At 41.0% G+C, this 24,989-nt stretch carries 31 protein-coding genes and 1 pseudogene; 20 read left to right on the forward strand and 12 right to left on the reverse strand.

Features of this window, described 5'->3' with window-relative positions; all coding sequences use genetic code 11:
* Position 1 precedes the first annotated feature (1 nt).
* The 5 genes from CDG77_RS13985 (at position 2) to CDG77_RS14005 (ending at position 2,385) form a co-directional block, all read left to right on the forward strand.
* Complete coding sequence (locus CDG77_RS13985) at positions 2–817, forward strand: hypothetical protein (RefSeq protein WP_094329963.1); 816 nt, start codon at positions 2–4, stop codon at positions 815–817.
* 155 nt (positions 818–972) lie between these two features.
* Complete coding sequence (locus tag CDG77_RS13990; protein ID WP_094329964.1) at positions 973–1,338, forward strand: hypothetical protein; 366 nt, start codon at positions 973–975, stop codon at positions 1,336–1,338.
* 59 nt (positions 1,339–1,397) lie between these two features.
* Entirely contained in the window at positions 1,398–1,622 is a 225-nt protein-coding gene (locus CDG77_RS13995; RefSeq protein ID WP_094329965.1) for a hypothetical protein, read from the forward strand.
* A gap of 50 nt (positions 1,623–1,672) precedes the next feature.
* Complete coding sequence (locus tag CDG77_RS14000; RefSeq protein ID WP_143857026.1) at positions 1,673–1,963, forward strand: hypothetical protein; 291 nt, start codon at positions 1,673–1,675, stop codon at positions 1,961–1,963.
* 86 nt (positions 1,964–2,049) lie between these two features.
* On the forward strand, positions 2,050–2,385 hold the full coding sequence (locus CDG77_RS14005; RefSeq protein ID WP_094329967.1) for a hypothetical protein: 336 nt from the start codon (positions 2,050–2,052) through the stop codon (positions 2,383–2,385).
* Positions 2,386–2,570: 185 nt separating this feature from the next.
* Here CDG77_RS14005 and CDG77_RS14010 read toward each other — a convergent pair whose 3' ends face one another.
* On the reverse strand, positions 2,571–2,765 hold the full coding sequence (locus CDG77_RS14010) for a hypothetical protein (RefSeq protein WP_094329968.1): 195 nt from the start codon (positions 2,763–2,765) through the stop codon (positions 2,571–2,573).
* On the opposite strand from CDG77_RS14010, the gene CDG77_RS14015 reads away from it, so the two are divergent.
* Positions 2,764–3,168, forward strand: coding sequence for a hypothetical protein (locus tag CDG77_RS14015; RefSeq protein WP_094329969.1), 405 nt, complete (start codon positions 2,764–2,766; stop codon positions 3,166–3,168). The genes CDG77_RS14010 and CDG77_RS14015 overlap by 2 nt on opposite strands.
* A gap of 12 nt (positions 3,169–3,180) precedes the next feature.
* On the opposite strand, the gene CDG77_RS35445 is transcribed toward CDG77_RS14015, so the two are convergent.
* On the reverse strand, positions 3,181–3,399 hold the full coding sequence (locus CDG77_RS35445; protein WP_143857027.1) for a hypothetical protein: 219 nt from the start codon (positions 3,397–3,399) through the stop codon (positions 3,181–3,183).
* 251 nt (positions 3,400–3,650) lie between these two features.
* Positions 3,651–4,280, reverse strand: a complete 630-nt coding sequence (locus CDG77_RS14020; RefSeq protein WP_094329970.1) for a DUF1003 domain-containing protein — start codon at positions 4,278–4,280, stop codon at positions 3,651–3,653.
* Between the two features lie 359 nt (positions 4,281–4,639).
* Here CDG77_RS14020 and CDG77_RS14025 point away from each other — a divergent pair.
* From CDG77_RS14025 to purT, 6 genes and pseudogenes are all read left to right on the forward strand, one after another.
* Positions 4,640–4,873 (forward strand): annotated as a pseudogene (locus CDG77_RS14025) (sensor histidine kinase); the annotation flags it as partial.
* A 250-nt stretch (positions 4,874–5,123) separates the two neighbouring features.
* The gene (locus CDG77_RS14030; protein ID WP_094329971.1) at positions 5,124–5,978 is read left to right on the forward strand and encodes a mechanosensitive ion channel family protein; all 855 of its coding nucleotides are present in this window, start codon (positions 5,124–5,126) and stop codon (positions 5,976–5,978) included.
* 205 nt (positions 5,979–6,183) lie between these two features.
* Complete coding sequence (locus CDG77_RS14035) at positions 6,184–7,134, forward strand: ABC transporter ATP-binding protein (protein WP_094329991.1); 951 nt, start codon at positions 6,184–6,186, stop codon at positions 7,132–7,134.
* Positions 7,135–7,178: 44 nt separating this feature from the next.
* Positions 7,179–8,942 (forward strand): ABC transporter permease subunit, encoded by a 1,764-nt coding sequence (locus tag CDG77_RS14040; RefSeq protein ID WP_094329972.1) that lies wholly within the window; start codon positions 7,179–7,181, stop codon positions 8,940–8,942.
* A gap of 103 nt (positions 8,943–9,045) precedes the next feature.
* The gene (locus CDG77_RS14045; protein ID WP_094329973.1) at positions 9,046–9,525 is read left to right on the forward strand and encodes a pentapeptide repeat-containing protein; all 480 of its coding nucleotides are present in this window, start codon (positions 9,046–9,048) and stop codon (positions 9,523–9,525) included.
* 65 nt (positions 9,526–9,590) lie between these two features.
* Positions 9,591–10,754: a formate-dependent phosphoribosylglycinamide formyltransferase gene (gene purT / locus CDG77_RS14050; protein ID WP_094329974.1), complete on the forward strand. Its 1,164-nt coding sequence runs from the start codon at positions 9,591–9,593 to the stop codon at positions 10,752–10,754.
* A 151-nt stretch (positions 10,755–10,905) separates the two neighbouring features.
* On the opposite strand, the gene CDG77_RS14055 is transcribed toward purT, so the two are convergent.
* From CDG77_RS14055 to crtH, 3 genes are all read right to left on the reverse strand, one after another.
* Positions 10,906–12,252: a serine hydrolase gene (locus CDG77_RS14055; RefSeq protein ID WP_181154543.1), complete on the reverse strand. Its 1,347-nt coding sequence runs from the start codon at positions 12,250–12,252 to the stop codon at positions 10,906–10,908.
* 346 nt (positions 12,253–12,598) lie between these two features.
* Complete coding sequence (locus CDG77_RS38520) at positions 12,599–12,733, reverse strand: hypothetical protein (RefSeq protein WP_262985156.1); 135 nt, start codon at positions 12,731–12,733, stop codon at positions 12,599–12,601.
* Between the two features lie 172 nt (positions 12,734–12,905).
* Positions 12,906–14,396 carry a carotenoid isomerase gene (crtH, locus tag CDG77_RS14060; protein WP_094329976.1) on the reverse strand — a complete coding sequence of 497 codons (1,491 nt, stop codon included), beginning with the start codon at positions 14,394–14,396 and terminating at the stop codon, positions 12,906–12,908.
* 424 nt (positions 14,397–14,820) lie between these two features.
* On the opposite strand from crtH, the gene upp reads away from it, so the two are divergent.
* The 3 genes from upp to CDG77_RS14075 all read left to right on the forward strand — a co-directional run bounded on the left by upp (position 14,821) and on the right by CDG77_RS14075 (position 16,313).
* Complete coding sequence (gene upp, locus CDG77_RS14065) at positions 14,821–15,471, forward strand: uracil phosphoribosyltransferase (RefSeq protein ID WP_094329977.1); 651 nt, start codon at positions 14,821–14,823, stop codon at positions 15,469–15,471.
* A 77-nt stretch (positions 15,472–15,548) separates the two neighbouring features.
* Positions 15,549–15,902 carry a hypothetical protein gene (locus CDG77_RS14070; protein WP_094329978.1) on the forward strand — a complete coding sequence of 118 codons (354 nt, stop codon included), beginning with the start codon at positions 15,549–15,551 and terminating at the stop codon, positions 15,900–15,902.
* A 132-nt stretch (positions 15,903–16,034) separates the two neighbouring features.
* Positions 16,035–16,313 (forward strand): YggT family protein, encoded by a 279-nt coding sequence (locus tag CDG77_RS14075; RefSeq protein ID WP_094329979.1) that lies wholly within the window; start codon positions 16,035–16,037, stop codon positions 16,311–16,313.
* A 98-nt stretch (positions 16,314–16,411) separates the two neighbouring features.
* Here the strand turns inward: CDG77_RS14075 and CDG77_RS14080 are convergent, their stop codons facing one another.
* The 3 genes from CDG77_RS14080 to CDG77_RS14090 form a co-directional block, all read right to left on the reverse strand.
* Complete coding sequence (locus CDG77_RS14080) at positions 16,412–18,145, reverse strand: hypothetical protein (RefSeq protein ID WP_094329980.1); 1,734 nt, start codon at positions 18,143–18,145, stop codon at positions 16,412–16,414.
* Positions 18,146–18,257: 112 nt separating this feature from the next.
* Positions 18,258–18,422 (reverse strand): helix-turn-helix domain-containing protein, encoded by a 165-nt coding sequence (locus CDG77_RS37595; protein ID WP_219852058.1) that lies wholly within the window; start codon positions 18,420–18,422, stop codon positions 18,258–18,260.
* Positions 18,423–18,505: 83 nt separating this feature from the next.
* Complete coding sequence (locus CDG77_RS14090; RefSeq protein WP_094329981.1) at positions 18,506–18,691, reverse strand: type II toxin-antitoxin system HigB family toxin; 186 nt, start codon at positions 18,689–18,691, stop codon at positions 18,506–18,508.
* A gap of 257 nt (positions 18,692–18,948) precedes the next feature.
* On the opposite strand from CDG77_RS14090, the gene CDG77_RS14095 reads away from it, so the two are divergent.
* The gene (locus CDG77_RS14095; protein ID WP_094329982.1) at positions 18,949–19,542 is read left to right on the forward strand and encodes an acyltransferase; all 594 of its coding nucleotides are present in this window, start codon (positions 18,949–18,951) and stop codon (positions 19,540–19,542) included.
* A 293-nt stretch (positions 19,543–19,835) separates the two neighbouring features.
* Here CDG77_RS14095 and CDG77_RS14100 read toward each other — a convergent pair whose 3' ends face one another.
* Positions 19,836–21,218 (reverse strand): cytochrome P450, encoded by a 1,383-nt coding sequence (locus CDG77_RS14100; RefSeq protein WP_094329983.1) that lies wholly within the window; start codon positions 21,216–21,218, stop codon positions 19,836–19,838.
* A gap of 24 nt (positions 21,219–21,242) precedes the next feature.
* A complete protein-coding gene (locus CDG77_RS35450) occupies positions 21,243–21,485 on the reverse strand; it encodes a hypothetical protein (protein ID WP_143857028.1) in 243 nt (80 codons plus the stop codon).
* Between CDG77_RS35450 and CDG77_RS14105 the strand changes: the two genes are divergently transcribed.
* Together CDG77_RS14105 and CDG77_RS14110 are read left to right on the forward strand one after the other, a co-directional pair.
* On the forward strand, positions 21,472–22,113 hold the full coding sequence (locus tag CDG77_RS14105; RefSeq protein ID WP_094329984.1) for a ParA family protein: 642 nt from the start codon (positions 21,472–21,474) through the stop codon (positions 22,111–22,113). The genes CDG77_RS35450 and CDG77_RS14105 overlap by 14 nt on opposite strands.
* Positions 22,106–22,729 carry a hypothetical protein gene (locus tag CDG77_RS14110; RefSeq protein WP_094329985.1) on the forward strand — a complete coding sequence of 208 codons (624 nt, stop codon included), beginning with the start codon at positions 22,106–22,108 and terminating at the stop codon, positions 22,727–22,729. Before CDG77_RS14105 ends, CDG77_RS14110 begins: the two co-directional genes overlap by 8 nt.
* A gap of 197 nt (positions 22,730–22,926) precedes the next feature.
* Here the strand turns inward: CDG77_RS14110 and CDG77_RS14115 are convergent, their stop codons facing one another.
* Entirely contained in the window at positions 22,927–23,823 is an 897-nt protein-coding gene (locus CDG77_RS14115) for an alpha/beta fold hydrolase (RefSeq protein WP_094329986.1), read from the reverse strand.
* Positions 23,824–24,093: 270 nt separating this feature from the next.
* Between CDG77_RS14115 and CDG77_RS14120 the strand changes: the two genes are divergently transcribed.
* Complete coding sequence (locus tag CDG77_RS14120) at positions 24,094–24,405, forward strand: BMC domain-containing protein (protein WP_094329987.1); 312 nt, start codon at positions 24,094–24,096, stop codon at positions 24,403–24,405.
* Positions 24,406–24,491: 86 nt separating this feature from the next.
* Entirely contained in the window at positions 24,492–24,842 is a 351-nt protein-coding gene (locus CDG77_RS14125; RefSeq protein ID WP_094329988.1) for a carbon dioxide-concentrating mechanism protein CcmK, read from the forward strand.
* Positions 24,843–24,989: the final 147 nt, after the last annotated feature.

Below are 24,989 nucleotides of genomic sequence, written 5' to 3' on the forward strand. Positions count from 1 at the left end.
TATGCCATTGCCTGACAACTTTAATCCGTGGGAACACTTGCAAGGGCAGTACAATTTACAATTCAATAAGCTTGTACGCTCATATTTCTCCGATCATGATCCAGGATGGGAACCTAATCTGAATAGTGCCCGTGATAGCCTGCACACCGCTTGCTTGATGTTGGATGACGATAGTGATTCTATGCGTAAAATGAGGCATGATTTATTTTTTGATCTATTAGGATATAGTAAAAAAAACCTTGCGGTAATTCACGGTAGTACAGAAAATTTTGACGCACCCGTTGCCGGACACCCACTTGTAAAACTTTACTTCTCTCAAGATTCAGAAAGTGTGCCAAAAGGGTACACAAAGGTGGACGCTGAGATAAGCTTCAGATTGATGAACGAGACTGCTGCAACATTTACCCCAAGTAATGCTCACACACTGGCAACGAAGATAAAAGCGCAATTTGTAACTGCTGGCAAGGGAGTGAAATTCACGAAAGGGAAGGATATCTATGCCTACAGAGACACCGCCAAAGGCTACAGACTGCAAGTCTACTGCACTACTGAAAACGATGCCATAGATATTATTAAAAGATGCCTTGAGGTACAAGATGTACTTTTTAGTGAGAGTAATCTCTCAAAGCACGAACCAAAAAAGACATCTCAACCTAAGACACCTAAGAAGCTTGTATATGGCAAGGAACGGGAGGGAAAGAGATACAGACCGATTGCTAATGTATTCTTCAGGAGTGTCGTCGTGGAAGTACCTGGGATGAATAAAGAAATCGTGTTATACGACGTAAGCGGCAGGCTTGGCGGTCTCGTGTTTTGATGATAGGATACGCCCCCTGGAGTGCCGTTGCCAACATCACATTTTCATTTACACACGAATTTCTGGATGTCTTAAGGGTTCCAAATACTGGGAAGTGCTGACAGCAAGGGTTACATTGTTTTTAGTTCCCTACGAACACTTAAGAAGATACAGTAATGGCAACAACGGCGAAGGCAAAAACTACTTACTTCATTGCAGTCGGTACTAATGGGGTAGTGAAAACTAAGGCAGTTAAGAACTCAGTTAAGGACATTGCCGATAATCTGGGCTGGACTGAGAGTACTACCGGAGAAGTGCCAGAAGGCAAGGTCTTACTTGGTAGTGGACTAGCAGAAGCACTAATCAATGGTTGCTTTCCAATTGCTCTTTATTACACCAAGGGCGGAACAGAGAGGCGGGCTGTAGTGCTTTGCAGTCCCCAGAAGGCAGACACAATTGCCGTTGAGGGCAAGGCTTCTAAGTATCTCGGACAAAACATTATCCGAGTAACCGCAGTGCGTAGACGCAAGTATGTATACTAATTTTTGGCAATAATTCCCTCAAATATTCACACATTCATTAACAACAACAAGAGAAAATAATGGCTAACGGATACATCATTGCTCAGAAAAATGATGGCGGTACTGTTACCGCCTATTGGGATGGTACAGCGTTTACAACCACTGCTTTGGATGCTGATTTATTAGAAGCTGACTTCATTCAAACTCTTACTGATGCTCGATTTGTACAAGGTAGCGTACAAGCTGCTAACACCGCAGTGGAAGTTGTTAAGTTAGCAGCAAGTGAGACAATTGTACTGTTGTAGTGGCACTCATCTGGAATAAAATCTTCGAGAGGAGATACTACGATCTGAGAGTGCCAAAGCGTCCACACATTGATGTAGTTCACAACTTTTCAAGCAATATCATCGCGGTAGAGTTGAGTAAAATCGGTGGATGGGATTGTCGATTTATCGCACATCTCGCACCTTACTTGTACATACCAGATACAGGAGTTAGGAGCTACTCAAAATGGAAGCGGCTTTACATCGGTAGCCAGATTGTGAATCTTGAGGCACAAGACAAACTCGGTGGTATCGAAATAGTACCAAAGCTATGGATACCAGATATCACAATACGAATGTGGGAGGGCATAACAAGTGAGTGAAGAACAAAAACAAGAGGCGGTGAAACAGGTAAATTCTTGGGCTAGTTTCAGCGCCGCTATTGCAAGCGGGTGCATAAATACATCAGATGAAAATTGATTTAAATAATACTTTAACTATTGTCCTTGGGCTGCTTGCTTTGATTGGATCAATTTACAGATTGGCACAAGTTGAGGCAAATATTAATGCCCGTATTTCTTTGCTTGAATACAATTTAATCAGCAAACTAGACTTAGTTGAGCGAAGATTAGAGGTACAAGTAACTCAGTACCAATCCGATAAAGAAAATATTTACGAATATCGGCTTAACAGTGCTGACAAGACGATTGAACATAAATTTAACCGTCTTGCCAACTGGATAACCCAGATTGCCGGTTACTTGCATAAAGAATCTGGGTTTCAGATCCGCGACGATAAATTCTAGTCTCTGGGGATTCATTCTTCTGGAATGTAATCCTCGTTATCACTTAATTGTTTATGTAGCTCGGTTAGTTCCTTGTCAATTTCGGCTTTCTGTTTTTCAAGCATCTCGATTTTTTTTTCTGAGTGTCGCTACATACACTTGGTGCTTTTCCAGCTTGCTTCCAGTCTCGTATATCATCTGGGGATTCATTCTAGACCAAAAATTAGGCTGAACAACCCAAAGTAAAACGCAAAGCCTAAGCACAGTGTTCCTATTAGCTTTATCCGCCCCCAGGGATAACCATATAAATCATCGTAATAGGCTATAAGAGTTGAAGGCAGAGTCAGCCAGTATTCGCCAAAATTTTCTAACTCTTCTATTAACTTTTCAAGGTTAAGCATGATAAATAGATTTACACTAGAAAATTACTTTCAGTTACACGATGGAAAAGCCATCGATTTTAGTCTTAGAATTCAGAAAAACGAAAACAATCAGTATAGCTTTTACATTCGTCCCCAAGATGCCGATGGTGAAACTTGGGATTTTAAGGTTATTGGTAATTTTCTAGAATGCACTACATCCGCGAGTGAAACTGTGAACAGTCTGCTAGTGGACGGTGAGACGCTTCAGAATCTTGATAAAAACGTATTGTTTTTGATGATTAAGCAATTGGCTATCAAAATCCAGGAGTTAGAAACCGTCGGCACCTCACAACGCGATCAGCTATTTAAACGAGTAGAAGAGCTAGAACAGTCTCAGCGCGAGTATGAAACCCAACAAGAATATGACCGCGATCGCAGCTAGAGAGGATTCGTCCTAGTTACCGTGAGATTTACGATCGCGTCTCTCCCCTTGTCTTTTAGCCATTCCCTCTGCTAATTGCTCTACTCGCTGGCGTTTGCTAGATGTCCGATTGACGATAAATTTAAGCACAAAATAAACTAGCAAAAAAATAGCAGATGGCAGCAATCCATACTGAAGAGTAAAAAACGTGGATGCACATCCAGCGCTGTAGTCATACAGGGAGAATTTCATTTCAGGAAGCTTTGAAGAATGAGATTTAACAGTCCAAAGTAAAAAGCTAACCCTATACACGTAGACGCTGCTATTAATATTCTTCCGTGTGGATACCCGAATATATCATCGCCGTAGCTTATGAGTGATGAGAATAGAGGACGGAATGACGACAGCCATTCTAAAAATTTCATATTGCCTCAGTGATTAATTTTCCCCTTTATACTCCACTGGGGATTCTAAATAGAAAAAAGTCTACTAAAAAACTGCGATCAACTCATATTGTTTTCTTCTGTAGATGACAGTTCTTCAGCTAAGTTTTTCTGGAGTGCTTCTAATACCGCGATCGGGTCAGCCGGTTCCTGCATCAATTTCGCTTCCGAATCATGCCGATTTATCACATTAGGCAAATCAGTACGGAGTTCTTCTAATAGAGCAATAATCTTGGCAATTTTTTGCTCGGAGAGCAGGTTAAGCTGTAGCATCAGTTGCGCCCTCTGTTCGGCAAAGTTTTCTTGGCGAGTTTGTCGCACCAATACTCCAGTTGAAATTACCAATGCAGCAGCGTCTAAGCCTTGATTTGACCAGCTAAACGCGGGTAGATTGAATGGCAAAAAGCCATCAAAAAAACTGCCAAAAATCCACAGAGCCAGCACGACTAGCAAACTATACATAAATGTCGATCGCCCAAAGAATGTAGCGATCGCTTCTAGTATTTGCTGGTGGGCGGGAATCTCTCGAACTGACTGGGTATGAAGTGAAATAATCGCTTCAATATTTTTTGCAATCGGGTCTGGTAATGGAGCCACGATCACTTGATTTCGAGAAACTTTTTTCTCTTTGAGTTCGTTAGTATCTGAGCTTAAGTGTTTATTGGCTGTGTCGTGTGCCTTGTGAGTCATGCAGCAATTCCTGAATCTGAATTTTACTCGATTATTGCTTATCTTCTGATGCTGTCGGCAAATGGGAAATTGTTTTACAACCAAAAGGGCGTAGGAGAAACGTTTCTTCTAAATTCACTTCCATGTGTAGACTGTCGCATTTTGGCGAGAATCTTTCACAGCTTTAGAACTTAATTGACAATGCACATTAACAAATGCAGTTTTAAAGAAGCTGTAACTCAGCGATCGCAGTTGTCACTCCTTTCGGTAGTGTTACCATTTGTAGATGCTGTTTTATCATTGTCTGCTCTTATACTTTTAATCTTATCCGTATTATCTCGTAATCTTTTTCAAAAATCAAATTACTTCAATACATTATTGTAATTCTAGTCATTGATACTGGAATTGGAATTCCAGAGGCAGATTTACCTTATATTTTCGATCGCTTTTACCGGGTTGACACAGAACGTGCAAGAGAAAGCGGCGGATTTGGGTTAGCATTGGCGATCGCTCAACAAATTGTCCAAGCTCACGGCGGTCACATTCATGTGATGAGTAATGAGGGTAAAGGCTGGACGTTCCAGATAAAATTACCGCTGATGAGCCATTCCTAAATCACCCTTAAAAGATGATGATTCATAATTAAAATCTAAAGCCAAGAGCTATGCGTAGCAACCTGCAAACAGACAAGGCACTGTTAGCGAATTTAAGTAGAGCAATCAAAAAAACTGTTCAGACATCCTCCGAGAACACTTTGTTATTTGCTGCATAGCACTCCAAAAATTAAAAAAAACTATTTATAGGAAATTTTTATTTAATTTATTGTATGTTTATTGTGTTTAATAATTCACAGACATAAAAATTATGGATTTAAAACAAATTAGTTTGGTTGCTAGTCAACTTCTAACTCTGTTTGGGCTGAAAATTTTAGGGGCGATCGCTCTGTGGCTGATTGCTCAACGCTTGATTGATTTTGCATTGAAGCTAGCGCGACGTGCTTTCCGAAGCCAACACGTCGATCCGACACTGATTAACTATCTTCTGAATATCATTGGCGTTACGCTGAGAATTATTCTAGTTGTAGCAATTCTCGGCTTCTTTGGGGTTGAAACAACTTCCTTTGCTGCATTGCTAGCAGGAGCCGGCATTGCAATTGGTGCAGCCTGGGGGGGACTATTGGCCAACTTTGCAGCCGGAGCATTTTTAATCGTTTTTCGACCATTTAAAGTTGGTGATTTCATCACAACAGCAGGTGTCACAGGCACTGTTACCGAACTTGGGTTGTTCACAACTAGTATCAATACACCTGATAACGTATTGACGATTGTTGCCAATAATAAAATCTTTGCTGACAATATCCAGAATTATTCTGCCAATCCTTACCGTCGCGTTGATTTAGTGGCTCAACTTCATCATGAAGTGAAACATAACGAAGCGATCGCACTTTTAAAAGCGAAAATTAGCCAAATTCCTAATGTCCTCCAAAATCCAGCACCGGATGTAGAAATTCAGACTTTCAATTTTGCCGGGCCTGTACTAGCAGTACGTCCTTATTGCAATAATGAATATTACTGGCAGGTTTACTTCGATACGAATAAAGCTATCCGTGAAACCTTTAGCGAAGCTGGATATCCGATTCCCGAATACCGTTATGCAGTTAGCGGTTCATCTGGTAATGGAATTAATAATGTCATCCCACCACTATCAGAAATAACTTGACACTAAAGCAAAAAGTCAAGGCTTAATTTGCAAAGATTTCATCAATAGCGGAATAAGAATTAATAAGTAGTTAAGGTATATGCCTTACCTACTTTTTTATGTAGCCAATTTCCTGAGAGTCAGTTTCAATTTCTGAAACAAGCCTGACAAAAGCTATAGAAAGAGGTTACGTTAAGTGTTAATCACAAGCCGCACCCCAGCAGCGATGGTAAAAGAATTAGCAATTTGCACCCGTGGACTCACTAAGCAATTTGACCGGCACGTTGCTGTCAATGATGTTGATTTAGAAATCCAGGCGGGGGAAGTATATGGACTGATTGGGCCCAATGGCGCGGGGAAAACAACTCTCATTCGGATGTTGGCAACTGCTGAGGAACCAACTACGGGTGAGATTTATATTAATGGCGATCGCCTCCTCCGTGACAAGAGTAATCCCAAACTTAAGGGTCGTCTAGGCTACTTACCCGATGACTACCCGTTATATGAGGATCTTACAGTCTGGGACTATCTAGATTATTTTGCGCGTCTCTATCGCTTGCGAGAACCACGTCGCACTCAACGCCTACATGAAGTTTTAGAACTAATCCAACTTGGTAATAAACGCCACAGTCAGATTTCTACTCTGTCGCGGGGGATGAAACAGCGCTTAAGTTTAGCGCGAACCATTATCCACGAACCGATTTTACTACTACTAGATGAGCCGGTTTCTGGGCTTGACCCCATCGCTAGGATGCACTTCCGTGAAGTCATCAAGGCTTTGCAAGAAGCTGGGATGACTGTAATTATTTCCTCCCATGTTCTCAGCGATTTAGCTGAATTATGTACATCTGTAGGAATTATGGAACTTGGGTTCTTGGTAGAAAGTACCTCGTTACAACACCTTTATCAACGTCTTTCCCACCAGCAAATTGTGATATCAACTCTGGGGAACCTAGAGACACTTTTAAGGGAACTGAAACATCATCATTTAGTAGAAGAGTGGGAGGTGATATCAGGAAAAAATAGCATCCGGGTGAATTTTTCCGGTAAAGAAGAAGATAGTGCTGAGTTGTTGCGATCGCTAATCAAAGCAGGGATTCCCCTGACTGATTTTCACTGCACTCAAGAAGACTTAGAAACTATTTTCTTAAAATTAGGTCACAAACAAGCATCTTAATTCGTCAATAAATATCACTCCCCATTTTTGGAGATTGTTTTCCTATGATGCCCAATTTAATAGACAAAATCGGCGATTGGAATCCGCAACTCTTGCGGGAACTCAAAGGACGGCTGAAATTTTTTAATATTGCGATCGCAGTTGCAGCATCCTTATTATTGCAACTGGTAGTTTTTTTATATCAGTTCCGCGAGTTCCCTGATGATAAATACTGGCTAACCGATACATACTGTCGTTTGAGTCAATCATATCAACAGCGACAAAATCAGGCTTTACAGCAATCAGATCAATCTAGAATTGCTGAGTACAATAATTTAATCGTAAATAATATTTGTCCGCAAAACGAAATCGATTGGCAGTTGTGGTGGCGAGATCACTGGGAATATATATTTCTGACGTTTAGTGTAATTTTTGTATTTACACTATTAGTTGCAGGAACTTATTTAATAATCAATGATTTAGCCAAAGAAGAAACTCGCGGGACGCTGAATTTTATCCGTCTCAGTCCCCAATCAGAAACAAATATATTGACTGGCAAATTGCTAGGAGTACCGAGTTTAATTTATCTCGTAATCCTAGTTTCAGTTCCTTTACATTTATGGGCTGGTTATTCTGCCCAAATTGCTTTTACTTCCATTTTGAGTTACTACGCTATTCTTGCTGCAAGCTGTATTTTCTTCTCCAGTGCTGCACTGCTTTTTGGTTTGGTTAGTAATAAGTTTGGCGGTTTTCAGCCTTGGATAGGTAGTGGTGCAGTTTTCATTTTCTTAATGATGCCAATCTTAATGGCACCATCTTATAGCTACAATTCAAACAATTCAGTTGCTTGGTTTACACTGTTTAACCCTGTGGAGACAACGAATTATCTCTTTCCTAACTTTTTACATTTAAATAATGGTTCTCCCCTGAAAAACTTAGAGTTTTTCTATTTACCATTAGGAAGAAGTTTTGTTAGTCTTATTGGCTTCCATCTATTGAATTTTGGATTGTGTATTTACGGTATTTTCCAAGCTCTTAAACGTTGCTTCCGTAATCCTCAAGCCTCAACGATCAATAAGGGACAGAGTTATTTATTTATAGCTTTTTCCCAGATGATGATGTGGGGATTTATCTTACAAAATTGGGAACAAATTACCAATGTCGATGAACAAATTGAGCAAAGTTTGACCTTGGTGGGAGTATACAATTTCATATCGCTTTTTAGTTTTATTGCGATTCTTTCCCCTCACCGTCAAGCCGTACAAGATTGGGCAAGATATCGACATCAGGAATTTTCTAGTCGCAAGAGTGTTTGGCAGGATCTAATTTTTGCTGAAAAAAGCCCTGCAATCGTGGCGATCGCTATTAATCTGGCAATTGTTAGTATCCCTTGGATAGTCTGGATTTCACTCACATCTGTTATTGATACAGTCCATAGTCACTGGGCGGGTGACAATTTTGACAAGTTTAAATTACTTTTAGCCCTGGCTTTATCTGTGAGCTTAATGTTGATTTATGCTACCATCGCCCAATTGATACTTTTGCTAAAAACTCCTAAACGTTCTTTCTGGGCAATTGGAACTTTAGGTACAGCGATGTTTCTACCATCGCTGATTCTAGGACTTCTCGGTATCTCCTCATCGGCATATCCTACTGTCTGGTTATTTTCAACTTTTCCTTGGGTAGCTATAGAATACGCTAGTGCAACAACAATTTTTATGGCATTCCTCGCTCAGTTGAGTGTTTTAGCGTTGTTGAATTTCAAGTTAACAAGGCAGGTAAGATTAGTAGGCGAATCTGCTACGAAAGCATTGTTAGCAGGACGCTAGGTAATAAATTATCCATTAGAACCCCGATTTCTCAAAGAAATCGGGGTTCTTGTATTAAGGTTAAACTTTTAACTAGCATAAGGATAGCGACAATCTGACAATCATGCTAAATCCAACTCAAGACCTACGCCATACAGCCATCGAGTTTTTAGAACAAGGTTCCCCACAGCGTCTACAAATTCTTAAGCAACTGGGCATCGCTCGTTATGATTTTTTAACTAAAATCCGTCTAAATGAAGCAAATATTATCTGTATGATGAGGTTTTTTAAATATCCAAGTCAGCTAAAGTTTCCTAATCTAATAGGAGCAGATTTATCTGGTTTAATTTTAGATGGAGTAAACTTTATCCGAGGAGATTTGTCTGGAGCAAATCTGCAAGGTAGTAGTTTAGTTAATGCAGACCTATTATTCGCAAATTTAATGAAAGCTGATTTGAGAAATGCAGATTTACAAGGTGCAACTTTGAATGAGACTATTTGGTTGGAGACTCTAGTAGATAAGTGTCACTTTGGCGTAGGTGCTGGTTTAACTCAGCTACAACGTCAAGATTTAGAACTGCGCGGAGCTAGATTTAATTCTTGAGAAGGCGATAATTAAAACACAAAAAATTATAAGATTATTGGATTAAGATTGAACTGGATAAACTAATGAGTATTAAGTTGCCTCAAAAATTGATGCTGCTGGGTTCAGGAGAACTAGGTAAGGAATTTGCGATCGCGGCTCAACGTCTTGGTAATTATGTGATTGCCGTTGACCGCTACGCAAATGCTCCAGCGATGCAGGTTGCTGATGCTTATGAAGTGATTTCTATGCTCAGTGCCGATGATTTAGAAGCTGTAGTGACAAAACATCAGCCAAATATTATTATACCAGAAATTGAAGCAATCAGAACAGAAAAACTGATCGAATTTGAACAGCGAGGGATTATAGTTATACCAACTGCGGCTGCTACTAACTATACAATGAACCGCGACAGAATTCGGGAACTGGCGCATCAACAATTGGGCATCAGAACGGCTACTTATGGTTATGCAACAACTCTAGAAGAATTGATTGCAGCTTCAGATAAAATTGGCTTTCCTAATGTTGTTAAACCTGTGATGTCATCCTCTGGGAAAGGTCAGTCTGTAGTCCAGGATAAGAGTGAAGTTGAGAAAGCTTGGAATTATGCGATCGCTAATTCTAGAGGTGACAGTCAAAAGGCGATCGTAGAAGAATTTATTAACTTTGAAATTGAAATAACTTTATTGACAATTAAACAGTGGAATGCGCCGACAATTTTCTGTTCTCCTATTGGTCATCGCCAAGAAAGAGGAGATTATCAAGAATCGTGGCAACCCGCAGAAATTTCTGAAGAAAAGATATTAAAAGCTCAAGAAATAGCGATAAAAGTCACTGATGCTTTAGGAGGAGCCGGAATTTTTGGTGTTGAATTTTTCATTACCAAGGATGAAGTGATTTTTTCCGAACTTTCTCCCAGACCCCACGATACGGGAATGGTGACATTAATCTCACAAAATCTCAATGAATTTGAACTACATTTAAGAGCAATTTTAGATTTGCCAATTCCTCATATAGAGCAGTTAGGAGCATCAGCTAGTGCGGTAATTTTAGCCTCAGAAAAATCTGATTCTATTGGTTTTACAGGTGTAGCTGATGCTTTGTCAGAAAAAGATGTAGATATTAGATTATTTGGTAAACCTAATGCTCATCCATATCGGCGAATGGGCGTAGCTTTGGCTAAGGGTGTGAATGTCCAAGAGGCTAGAGAAAAAGCTACTAGAGCCGCAAGTAAAATTAAAATTATCTAATTACTGTAGGGGCACACAGTTGTGCATTGGGCGAATAGAATTCGCGGCTATACAGGCAAAGTCCGCCTCCGCGGACTAAGGGAAAATTAAGGTTTTTTAACCCACGGAGGTGGGTTTTGTTTCTGTAGACGCGGTTTCTAACCGCCCATTACTATCTCGTAGCACTATTAGGCGAATCAACCGCAGCAACCGGGTTCACTTGGTTCAGGTAATTGTAAACAAGCTGGGAAACTTGACGGATAAAGTCTCTTCCCCTAGTGTCCTTATAAGGACGGGTGACGAAGATAGCCGCCAGGTAACGCTTGCCATTTGGCATAGTCACAAATCCCGCATCGCCAATGAGAAAACCGATATCTCCGGTTTTATTGGCGATGACTGCACCTTTTCCTAAACCGGCGGGAAGCAGTGTGTGAATTGTGGTGTGACGCAGAATATCTAAAGCTTGCTCCCGACTCTGTGGAGAAACTAGCTTGTTATTCACAACTAAAGCCAGCACCCGCGCCATATCTTGAGAACTTGTGGTGTTGGTTCCTCTCAAATCAGCCAAAAGATGCCGAATTACGGTGTCTTTCAGTCCCCAGTTACGGAAGCGCTGATTTAGTTTCGCCACTCCACCTAAGCGATCGATAATCATGTTGGTGGCGGTATTGTCACTGATGGTAATCATCTTAGTGATGGTTTCCAAAGCTGTATACTTCTTGCCAACTCGCTCATACTGCATAGTTCCAGAACCATTGGTTACTAAGTCACCCCGCATAGTCAGGTTTTCTTGAAGGGTGACTTTACCAGCATCTAAATCTTGGAAAAAGGCAATGAGAATTGGCAGTTTGATTGTACTAGCAGCTGGGAAAACGCGATCGCCTCCAACATCCAGATAATCCCCAGTATCCAAATCCAAAAAAAACATTCCTGTTTTCAGGAAGTTGTAGCGATTCATCAAGGCTTTAATCTGCGGTTCCAGCCCTTTCATCGGTGAATGCATGGGAACCACGCCAGCAAACAGAGTGCTATTATCACTCACTGTTGGAGAAATACTCGGTTGAGTCGGTGTTATTTCTAAAATGTTTGGCTGGGTTGCAGTCAATTGTATCGGCTTGGGTAACTGCACTGACCAATGATTGGCAGATTCCTCTTGCAGTTTCACCTGTGCTAGATCGAAGGTGTAATTGGGTGCTAAGGTAACTACCATACGGGTAGTATCTGCGTTAAACTGCCGGATGCTAATGTCTTTAATTACTAACCCCACTCTTTGACTAGTCTGTGGATATCCTAGTTTAACTCCAGGTAAATCAATTACCAGACGGGTAGGATTGGTAAGTAATTGTACTTTGGGTTGAACATTCTCATCTGTGGTGAAATCCAGATGATTGCGATTGCTATCAAAATGCCAATTAGCGATCGCAGCAGCTTTGACACTGGAGCCAAACAGGAACAAGCTGAAGAAGCTGGGTAAAAGCCAGCTTAGTTTTAAAATATTTTCTTTGTGTGTGAGGAGCATGAGTGAGCGTTGTGTGTGATGAAGATTCATGAACGAACAAAAGCCGTCCACCATTAAAGCACACATATCAAAAACTTCGTAAATTATTGACTTATATGAAAAAACATCGGTTACAAGTGTTTAATTTAACTAGTATTTCTTAATATAAAGTATTATGTAACACTTAGTTAAACTAAGTGTTTTTTCGGTAAACTCCAAGTAATTCGGGTAAAGGAGTGAATTTACACCCAGCTATATTTTGAATTATTTCCATACTGGATTAGCCGAATGATGGTAAATAAAGTTTCATAGTATGTGGTAGAAACTAAGTACACTTATGAAGGTTTACAATATTAATAAATAAAATTTATGGAAATTTTGTATGGTAGTCTGTAGCATCAGTTTCATTATTAGCGGTTGTACAATCGATCGAGTCGTGTGCTAACTTCCAAAACCAATCACGGCGACAGTTGGAAATATCTTCATACGTTGATTTATTCACTTTGGGGATTTCCAAGAAATAAATTATCCAAATAAACGTAGACGCAAAGCGGCTTGCCGCAGGCTACCACAGAGGCACAGAGAACACAGAGAGAGGAGAAATAGAAAGGATTTTTGCGTCAGTTTTGGGATATTTTTTATTTGCAAGTCCCTGATTGGCGACAGAATACACACTAAAATCCTAAATCTACAGCAATCCGGTGGGCGCAAGCAAACCCAGAAAAAGCTACTGCATTCAACCCTTGACCTGGAAAGGTACTATCCCCGACACAATAAAGTCCTGGAATACCTGTGCGATTAAAGGGCATCTTCAATAATCCCCGCAACTTGCGCCGGGGAATTGGCCCATAAGTGCCATCCTGACGACCCAAAAAGCGGCGATGAGTGCGGGGTGTGCCTACCTCTAGATAATCCAATCCAGCATCTAAACCGGGAAAAATCTTCTCTAGGCGGTCAAGAATTCGGCCAGCCGCCTCTTCTTTCTTCGCTTCGTACTCACTCGGAGAAAGTTTTTGCCAATCATCAATCCAGTGAGGTGTGAAGGCATGAATAATGTGATATCCATCTGGTGCTAAATCTGGATCGAGCAATGTGGGAATCGAAACAAAAATTGTCCCTTCCACTGCTGTCATTTTTTCCCAATCTTCTAGCAAAATATGATGGCACTCTGTGCCCGCAGGTAAAACTGACTCTTTTACCCCGATATGCAAACTCAAAAAGCTGGGAGATTTTTGATAATTCTGTTGCCAAAATTTCTCATTATGTGGCATTGCTTCTGCTGGTAGTAATTGCTCAAAGGTATCCCAGCGTGTGGCATTAGAAACTATGCGTTTACCCCGATATACTTTACCATTTGCCAGTTGCACGCCTACCGCTTTTCCCTGTTCTGTAAGAATTTTCGTGACTCTAGCTTGGTACTGAATTTTACCCCCAGCTTTCTCTAGACCTTCCACCAGTCTTTGGGCAATTTGTCCCACCCCACCTTTAGGATAGTTAACTCCGCCATAATGCCTGTCAGAAAAGACCATCCCAGCATTGATCATTGGTGTCATATCTGCTGGAACCACCGACCAGCAATAACATTCCATATCGATAAATTTCAATAATTGGGGATCTTTGATGTAGCGTCTGGCAAAATCCCCGGCATTTTGGGGCAGATACTTAACTAAACCGAGACACGCCAAAGGATGCTGAAAAAATACCCGCAGTAAATACCGAGGTTCCTCCAGCGACAGTAAATCCATGCTGTTGAGGCACTTGAATACTTTTTGGCATTCGTCATAAAAGCGACGAATTCCCTGTTCTTCATGGCGAAAATGAGCAATAAGATTTTGCAAAAATTTTTCATAAACCCGGTCAACCTTCAGGTCTAAACCTTGGGGTAAATGATAGTGAATCTGTACCGGATCTGCGATCGCTTCTTGGCTGACATTCACGGCTGACAAAGCGCGGGTGAGTAAGTTAGTAGTACCGTTCTGTCCCAGCCCAAAAATCATTGATGCACCAACATCGAATCGATAGCCTTGGCGTTCAAAATAACCAGCGCTACCACCTGGAATCAAATAACGTTCCAGTACCAGCACTTTCGCTCCCTTAGCCGCTAACTGAGTCGCAGTTACTAATCCACCAATACCAGACCCAATTACGATCGCATCATTTGTCATTAGTCATTTGTCCTTTGTCATTTGTACTGAGCGTATCGCTAAAGCCAAAGCTCCGCTAACGTTTAGCCTCTCGTAGAGAAGTATTTGTCCTTTGTCTAGAGTCAATCAATATTTAATTTAAATTTAAATTTAATTTAACTAACGACCAATGACTAATGACTAATGACAAAGAACAAATGACTAATGACCAATCAAAAAAAAAGAGGGACGAACCTGCTACTGCTGGCTAATCCCGTCTGCCGATCCTTAAAAGAGAGGAGAACACTGAATAATAATATAGCCTTGATTGAGAATAGATGTCAACTACTAATGAAAAATTTTATCAATAAAATCGAGATGATTAATTTTAGCTGTCAGCCGGATGCAGGAAAGAGTATTATGGTGTTTCAGTTCTTGTACAATAAAGAGTCGCCTATTTCTGGCTATGACGCTACAATTGCGGGTTTATGTTCCACCCCATCCCCTGATCAAACACTGGCTGGCAGTCGCCCGTGATGCAGGCACACCTTCAGTTTTATTTCGCAGCGCCATGACTGAGTTGGGAAGATGGCTGACTTATGAAGCGGCGCGAGACTGGCTGCCAACCCAAGAAACAGCCGTACAGACTCCTTTAGATACCTGTCCAGCAACGGTGATCGATCCGCAGATACCAGTAGCAGTAGTACCGATTCTGCGGGCTGGACTAGGATTACTTGAGGGAGCGCAGACTTTATTACCTTTAGCATCGATTTACCATCTTGGCTTGGCGCGAGATGAAGAAACACTGCAACCTCATTGTTATCTAAACAAGTTGCCAGAAAAATTTGACCCCCAAACACGAGTGCTAATTACCGATCCAATGTTGGCAACTGGAGGGTCAATTATGGCTACAATGGCAGAATTGACACAACGGGGTGCTGATCCTTCCCTGACCCGGATTGTTTGCGTAGTGGCGGCTCCACCAGCTTTGCAAAAACTAAGTGTTGCTTATCCAGGTTTAATAGTTTACACCGCTACCATTGACGAGAAACTTAACAATAAGGGATATATCGTACCAGGATTAGGAGATGCAGGCGATCGCACATTTGGGACTTAAGCTAGTATGCAGCTAGGGCAGGAGACAATAGCATAAATACTGTAAAAGTTGCAAGGTTTGTTGAAGGCGGTAAAGATATGAGTCAGCGAGATGGTTTTGGCAGTGGTTTTTTAGCAGGGGCCTTTGTTGGTGGCGTATTTGGCGGCGTTATCGGGGCATTGATTGCTTCTCGACGCGATCCGCAATTGCTACCAGAGGACGAAACAGAACTGACAGATAGCCAAGTCGAAGCGAAGAAAATAGCGGCAAAGCGCCGTCAGATGAAAGCTTCAGAAAGTGAGAGCGCCGGCATAGAAACGGCCCGGCGATCGCTAGAAGATAAAATTGCCCAGCTAAATGCCACAATTGATGATGTGCGGAAACAACTGGGTAATGTGAATAGCGGTTCACCCCAAGCCAGCAATGACCGCTCTCTGACTAAAGACTCCTGATTCTTTGTTCAGGCGTGGTGAAAATGTCTGGTGTGGCAAGTGCCAAATCTGCAAACACTTTTGACCTTGGACTAAATTAAAATTAGTAAAGATAAGACCGCGTTTGACACTTAGTAGGAAACAAAGCCATCCATGAGTTTACTGATTACAACACTAGTTACCTTTGTCACCTTTTATAGCTATTTGCTAATTATCCGGGTTTTGTTGACTTGGTTCCCGACAATTGACTGGTATAAACAGCCATTTGCCGCTTTAGGCCAGATAACCGACCCTTATCTGAATTTATTCCGCTCAATTATTCCCCCATTGGGCGGTATGGATTTTTCTCCGATTTTAGCTTTCTTAGCACTCAACTTAGCTGGCGACCTTCTCAGAACCGTAGCTCGTCTGCCATTCGCACAGGGATTTTGATTAGTAGCCCAATAAAAAATTTTGTTTTTGTAGAGACGCTTTTACAATTCGCGTCTCTACAATTTTTGATAACAACTCTGTGCTTATTCTTCAGTCAATTAATTGTGCCAAGCCTTGTATAAATCTGGGTAACTCATATTCTCAGCACAATGCCAGATAATATTAAACACAGCCTCGTAGCGATATGAATTGTTCTTGTAGAACTGTTCACTCAGATAGTCTTTTAGGGTTATGACTACTTGTAGTAAATGTTCTTTTTGGATGACGCTTGTCAAATTATCAGCTATATCTAAAAGACCGGATTCATAGGATAGCCACTCTGAAGGAAATAAATCTCCATTTTCATTTTCTTTAACCGCAAGATCCTGATAGGTTTGAATTAATCTAATAAAGACGGCGATTAATTCATTTAGTTTTTTGGTTTCTAATTTTATGCTTAGGTTAAATTGTTGTAAATCATAAGCAGCACTTGTCAAAATTGATTCATGCTTTGTAGTGTTCAAGAGCCGAATTAGAGTATTAAACGCCTGTTGATTATTGGAGTCTATTTCCAGCAAGATAAAGAGCGCATCTAGAGATGTACGCTCATCTTTTAAATTAACCATTTTCCACATGGCTTTAATTATTTGCTGCTGATAGTCATTAGTTGGTGCTAGTATATCTGCTGCATGAAAATACACCCATTCCTCCTCAGCAGTTTCAAGTATTTTGGATAAAGTGGTAATTGCTACTCTATTACCTGAATCGAATTTTCCTAGACATAAAGCAGCCTTACAACGGAAAAATTCATTCTCAGTGGTTTTAATTCTCTCAGTTAAAATAGTAATTACAGCTTTGTTACCTGGGTCAATTACCATCAGATATCTAACGGACATATCGAGCAAAGATGTATTCTCGGTAGTTTCGAGAATCTGGACTAAAATATTTAACGCTATTGCATTACCTGGATCGATATCCCACAAAGCCTTAGCTGCATCTGAACAAATCAGATCATCTTTGTATCTTTGAATGAAATCAATCAGGGTAGCGATCGCAATTCGATTGCCATAAGCTATGTTTCCTAAAGCTTTAATCGCACCCTCATATATGTCTTCTAACATCAACCACTCATTTGCGATCTCATCAGGCTTCATTTTGATAAATTGGATTAAAGCAGCGCTCGCAGTTTCGTTACCGCAGCCAATTTGCCCTAAGCTATGAATTACAGCCCAAGGCGTTATTTTGATGAATTGGATTAAAGTAGTAATTACAGTTTCATTGCCATAGCCAATTTTCTCTAAGCTACGAATTGCAGTCCCAAGATGAGAGTTATTTTGCTGAATTAGCAGCATTAAAGCTGCGATCGCACTTTTATTACCCGGATCGAGTTTTCCTAACTTCTCGGCTGCAAGTCTAAGAATTGTGCGACTTTCAGTAGTATGAACCAAATTGACAAAAGCAGCGATAACCCGTTTTCTATCGGTTAATTCCAGCGTTTTTCTCGCTGTCTTCACCAATGGTTTTGGTAGTATCTGCCAATCGCTTTTATCTTGCCGAAAGTAAGCATAACTCCATTTCAGCACTTGAGAAGCAATTACATCACCCAAACTACATTCTGGGAACTGGGATAAAGCTTCAGCCGCCAAAAAATAGGCGCGATACCGATAAAAATCGCCGCAACTGTCATCAAAATCTATTAAGGCTTGGATAAAATCTTCTTTCTGCTCCTTAGCTACATCTTTCTGGCTGAACCAGTGGAGAATCTCTGCTTTCCACTCCGGCTCAAAGATGCGGTAAGTGGCTTGATTTAAATTGCTGCGATCGTGGTTAAAGAAATACTGCCAATCATGCATTGCCTCCTACCCACTTCGAGATGTGGGACGAAAGGGACTTAAATGGATCTTGCTACATCAGTTTGCTTTTTGTTAAGTCTATACGCAATGAGTATTTGTAAAGTTTTCCGTCTTATGACTCAAAAAAAGCAGCAGGCGAAACATGAAAAAACTCCGCGAGGTGAGCGATATGGTTAACTGTCAGCTTGCGCTGTCCACTCAAGACTTCAGAGACAATAGACTCGGTTTTAAAGATAGGAATTAAGTCTTTTTGTCGCAAACCAAATTCAGCTATCAACGCTTTAAGTAATTCTATGCCATGAATATCAGGTATAGAATGATGTTTTTGTTCGTACTCATAGACTAGAGTACCTAAAACATTTAGATAGTCTTGTTAAAAACTGTAAAATTACTTACTTGATCTGCTGCGGGAAAATTTTCTCGTAACTCTACAAAGTTTGACCATTCAGCCAAAGATGTCATTTTATACCATAGCCGCAGGCTAATTTGTGAATTAGGGTGCTTTTCCCAGAATTCAGAAAGTCTTGCACGACTGATAATATGCATAATTTGTAATTATGGCTATTTTTTGTAATGAAGAGTATTTTTTCATGGGAATATTTTTTGGTCGGACACTAGAGAATCTTAGCAAATTGCGAAGTTATTGTGTGTATTGCACAACCTACTTTTAGAAAAACGGTATTCACACGGGAGAAAATACTCAAATCAGGGAAACCTAATAAATATGAACGGTGCTAAACTACCCGCATCGTTTTTCATCCTTGCTTGAAAGCTAGAGAGTTCCTAGACTTCCATGAGATTTTATGAAACAAATCAAAGATAAAATTACAAATAAATTAGAGCGACTATTGGAACAATGGTTAATCCCTCGTTTGGTGCGGTGGGGAGAATACCTAGAAACCAAAATTAGGCGCTACAAGCATCAAGAACTGAAGAGTCAATTAAAATTTTGTGGTTCTGGTCTACGATTTAAGCAAGATATTAGAATTGACCATCCGCAAAATGTCTCTTTGGGTAATAAAGTCTATATCGGCCCGGATGTCTTATTAGATGGACGTGGTGGAATCACAATTGGCGACAACACCACGCTTGGATTTAATGTTGTTATTCTCTCTGCAAATCACGACTACCAAAGTAATGATTTGCCTTATGAGCATAATGTCTACATTCATAAACCTGTTGTTATCGGTAACAATGTTTGGATTGGCGGAAATGTCCTAATTATTCCCGGAGTTTCCATTGGAGATGGTGCAATTGTGGCAGCTGGTACGGTTGTAAGTGCCAATATTGACCCTTTAGCAATTGTTGGAAATCAACCTATGAGAACAATTAAATACCGCGATAAAGAACATTATGAACAACTCGCCAACAAACAAGAGATTAAACCTGAAATATAAGCTAATTCTGATACTGAAATAGCATGATTAATTAACCAAACTTCACATATTTCGCGCCAGAACCCTACCCCGCCAAAGCACGGTGTACACACATCTTTGTACAAACCCAAAATCGTTGGAGATCCCCCTAAATCCCCCTTTCAAAGGGGGACTTTAAGAGGCTTTTGCCCCCCAATTTATCGGGGGGTTGGGGGGATCAAAAACCTATGAGGCAACTCTAGAAGACTTGTGTGTACACCGTAGCCGCAAGCGAGGAAGGGTATTTTTACGATTGTAATTAGCCGAACTTGATATTACACTAACGCTGGTCTATCAACAGGCTTCACTTGAGGTTTTGCAATCATCCGCATTCCGGCTGGTGCAGCTATTGTTAACCCACGGCGCACAGGACGCACAGGGCGCTTGTTCACCAACGATAATTGAAAGTTAGACAGAACAGTTGCCAAGACGATTTTCATTTCATACTGGGCAAATGCCATCCCAATACAGCGACGATTACCGCCACCAAAGGGTAAATATTCATAAGGTGAATATTGTCTTTCTAAAAAGCGTTCTGGCTTGAACTGTTTGGATTGTGGGTAGACTTCTTCTCGATGATGCGCTAAATAAATACTGGGGACTATTGCTGTTCCCTGTGGCAGTTCGTAGTCCATAACTTTAAGTGGAATTTTCACAAGCCGCACGAAAGCAGTCATGGCAATTGGGTAAATTCGCAATGTTTCTTGGCAAACTGCTGTCAAATAGGGTAACTTAGCCACACTACTTAAATCGGGATTGCCTCCAATGGTGTTAAGTTCATGTTGCAACTTTTCACGCACCTCTGGTAAACGCTCAATCCAGTACAAAGCCCATGTCAATGCAGAAGCAGTAGTTTCATGTCCCGCTACTAGCAGCGTCATTAACTCGTCGTGTAATTCTTGATCTGACATCCCTTGACCATCATCGTAACGAGCAGCCATCATCAAACTTAGGACATCTTGACGATTTTTATCAGGTTCAGCCCGACGTTCTCGAAGCAGAGTATAAATAAGTCGATCAACTTTTTGCCGTTGTTGCAGAATTCTACCCCACGGACTCCACGCCCCGAAATCTTTTTGCATAAACCGGAAAAAGAAGGCGCTAGACATTATCGGTGAACTGATGAAGTCTAGTAAGTCACTTAGCGATCGCCTCAGTTCTTCAAAAAGCTCTCCTTCTTCCATTCCAAATACAACCCGTAGAATAACACGCAAAGTAATTTCTTGCATCGACTCACGGATTTTGAAAGGCTTACCAATTTGCCATTCATTACTCACCTGTCGGGTTATTTTACTGATATCCTCACCATAAGCCCGCATCCTTTCGCCATGAAAAGGGGGAGTTAATAGTTGCCGTTGTCGCTGGTGGCGATCGCCATCCGCTAACATAAAGGAGCGATCGCCAAGCAAAAATTTTAGTCCTATGTTCCCCCTCCCAACCTCAAAATGGCTCGAATCAGCAGTAAAAATCTGCTCAAGGGCTTGGGGTTGACTAAAGTACACAAGATGGTTATCAGAGTTACTACTCCTGATTGTGAAAGTGTCGCCATAAGTTTTGGCAAAATCATCTACATATTTCACTGGCTGACTAACAAACTTGATCGTTCGCAACCAGCGCGGCATTTGAGGCCCATCAGGCAGATTGTAAGTTGCTGTCATAGAGTTTTGTGGATTTGATGGCTTCTAAATTTTATTGTTACGAGTTTTCATGTTACTTAGGGTTACATAAAGCGCTATATTCATCATTAGGGACTGGGCACTGGGGACTGAGAACTGAAAAGAGAATAATAATAACTCTTGTACAGATGCGATTAATTGCGTCTTTACTCCTAACTCAGCACTCAGCACTCCTAACTCAGCACGGGCTAAACGCCCCGCTACCGCTAACAAAAGGCAGCATCGGAAGCAAGCAGTGCCAAAAATCATCGCTATTCTCAACGGTAAAGGAGGAGTCGGTAAAACGACTACCGCAGTCAATCTGGCTGCAAACTTTGCGAAGAAAAAAAAGGTGTTGCTGATTGATGCAGATATTCAAGGTTCTGCCAGTTGGTGGTTTGGGCGCAGTCAGCAAGGAATGGGGTTTGATTTATCTCAAGAAACAGATCCTAAGCTTTTAAGTGAATTAGGAAAGATAACAGGTTACGATTTAGTAGTGGTGGATACACCTCCCGCGCTGCGCTCTGAAGCATTAGTGGCGGTAGTTGCGATCGCAGATTATCTAATTTTGCCTACACCCCCATCCGCAATGGATTTAGCTATCCTCGTGGAAACAGTCAAGGAAGCCGTTATCCCTGTGGGAACACCGCATCGGGTACTGCTTACCAAAGTCGATACGCGCAGTATTGGGGAAGCACTAGAAGCAAAAAACACTCTCACTAGATTAGGTATTCCTGCTTGTAATACCTTTATCCGTGCTTATAAGGCTCATGAACGAGCGGCGCTTGAGGGCGTAGCGATCGCTCAATGGCGAGGAAGTAATGCACGAGAGGCGGAGTCAGACTACCGTCGTGCAGCTGATGAATTACAGCGTGATTGGAGAAATAATAATGGCTAGGAAACAAAGTCTCTCTGATTTATTACAAGAAGAGGCGCAAAAATTTACACCCCCAGAAGGTGAATCTGCGATCGAAGTTACAGCAGAAGCAATTGCCGAAGAAGAAGCTTCATCTGATGAGGAATCGTCAGCACAGACACTCGATCCGACTTCTACTAAGCGCACAAGTCCCACTAAAGCTGATTTAGAAGCAACTGTCAAAGAATTGACAATTAATCTCGAAAAAAGCCATAAAAAGGAAGCATTTCTGGGGCAAGAAATTGCTGATTTGCAATCAAAATTATCTAAACAACAAACATTAGCATCGGAACAAAAGTTATTAGCGCAACAGGTAACAAAAGAACTTGACGAAACCAAAAAAACAGCACTGCAACTAGCAGAAGCAAATTCCCTGCTTATAGAAGAAATTAATGCTTTAAAACAAACAGCAGAAGATAAATCTAAACTTGCTGTAGCAGTAAAAGAAACTAGTGCGATCAAACCAGTAAAAGACCACTACAATCCACTTAACTACAAAAAATCACATCGGTCATCGGAAACACTTGCTCAAGCTCAACCTCAAAATCAACCAAATGAGTATCCCGATAGTTCTAATGAGATGTGGTTACTTGACTAGATTTAGTTAATCAGTCAGATAATTTATGGCACTACTTGATTCATCTGTCGTTCCCGTAGTGCCATTTTTGAATTAAACTTTCCCTGTTAAGTCTGGAAACGTCAGAAACAGCCCTTTATGTATATCGTTAGTAGCGCTAACAAGGATTATCAGGACTAAAGTACTTCCGACAAACTTTAATTTTTCCGTCTAGGAACTTAATTTAATTCACCACAAAAGTCTAAAATATGCTGTGCGGTGATTTGTGGTTGTTCCAGATGTGGAAGATGGCCGCAATCTTTAATCCAGATGAGATTACTGTCTGGAATTGCCCTTTTAAACTTTGTGGCATCATTAGTACCCAAAATCTTATCGGAATCACCCCACAAAATTAGGGTTGGTTGTACAATTTGTGATAAAATATTCAATCTAAAAGCACTATAACCACCACTTTTAGTAAAAGCAATCAAAGCTTGATTCCAACTGGGCATTTGTAGATGTAATGCAGCACAACATAAAGCATCGACAGAAGCAAGATTTTGATTTTTATATCCAATACGGGAAATGCGATCGCGTACCTTCAGACTACTCAAAAATTGAGTTGCTAAATAATCCAACGGTGGAAACATTACTTTACTTAACGGTGAACCACCCGCCAACCCTGCACTGTCAATTAACACCAGTTTTTTTACTACCTCCGGGTAAGTCAGCGTAAAATCAATCGCTGTCGCGCCTCCCATTGAAGCACCTACCAAAATTACAGGTTGGTTAATCAGGCTTTTCCAGAAATAATAAAGATGGGTTTTTATGGCAGTTGGGCTATAAGCAATTCCTGAGAGTCTATCTGTAAACCCAAAACCCAACAAATCTATTGCCCAAGTTTCATTATCTCCAGAGAGTTGTGGCAAAAGCCTGCGAAACTCTAATACAGAACTGTCAAAGCCGTGAATTAATAATATAGGAGTTCCACCACTCCCTTGCTTGACATAAGTTGTGGTAACTGGTTGATTAATTAAAGGAGTAGCGATCGCAGCAGTTTGAATACTCTGAGCCAGTGCGATTGAGGTAGATTCTGTCAGTTGCTCAACTGCTTTAGGAAGAAAATTCGGAAACATAAATTTCAGTTTATCGTACTAGCTAGCTTCCACTCATTGCTAATTTTGTTAAGCAGCAAAATTACACAAACTAATACGATCGAGTATTATTTGTAATACATAAAATATAGTCTAGCGACTATCAAAACATTCTAACTCCTCACTCCTCACTATTAACTCCCCACTCCCCCAAAATTTCCCGCATCAAAGAAAGTTTTACAAAATGTTAAAATTGGGACTAAAGCCACGTACAATTAATATCGCCTATCCCTTAATCCAGGAGCTAATGCCATGCCAATGGCCGTTGGCGTAATTGAAACTTTAGGTTTTCCTAGTGTCTTAGCAGCAGCAGATGCAATGGTGAAAGCTGCCGCAGTCACAATTGTGTACTACGGTCAAGCTGAAAGCGCTCGTTTGTTAGTTGCCGTTCGGGGACACGTTTCTGAAGTAAATAGAGCTGTTGAAGCCGGAATAGCAGCTGGAGAGCAAGTCAAGGTTGGTGCAGTAATTACCTACTACATCGTTCCTAATCCCCCGGAAAATGTTGAAACCATATTACCAATCCATTTCACTGAAGAATCAGAACCTTTCCGCATGTTCTAAGCAATTTTGCTATCAAAATCTGTAGCGAAGCTTCGTACAATTAACTGGTAGACCCCATCAGCGTTTATTCATACAGGAGATTAATAATGTCATTACAGGCAGTTGGAGCACTTGAAACGAAAGGTTTCCCTGCGGTGCTAGCAGCAGCAGATGCTATGGTAAAAGCTGGTCGAGTCACCCTCGTTGGATATATCAGAGTGGGTAGCGCCCGTTTTACAGTTAATATTCGTGGCGATGTTTCTGAGGTAAAAGCCGCTATGGCTGCTGGTATTGAAGCCGCAGAAAATGTATATGGCGGTACCCTCGAATCCTGGGTAATTATTGCTCGTCCCCATGAAAACGTCGAAGCTGTTCTGCCTATTGGTTACACAGAACAAGTCCAACAGTATCGAGAATCTCTAGAAAACCCCATTGTTAGATCGTCGAATAGTCGATAGATTCAACCCTCTGCGGGAAACTCAAAACAAAGAATCCCCACAAATGAATTTATCAGGATTCGCGGAAAACCCCATCCGTCTTATACGGTGGGGATGAATAGCGGTCTACGGAGCGGAGCGTAGTAGACAATCCTTTGAGTGGTAAAA

The organism is Nostoc sp. 'Peltigera membranacea cyanobiont' 213, from assembly GCF_002245975.1.
Classification (GTDB): Bacteria; Cyanobacteriota; Cyanobacteriia; order Cyanobacteriales; family Nostocaceae; genus Nostoc.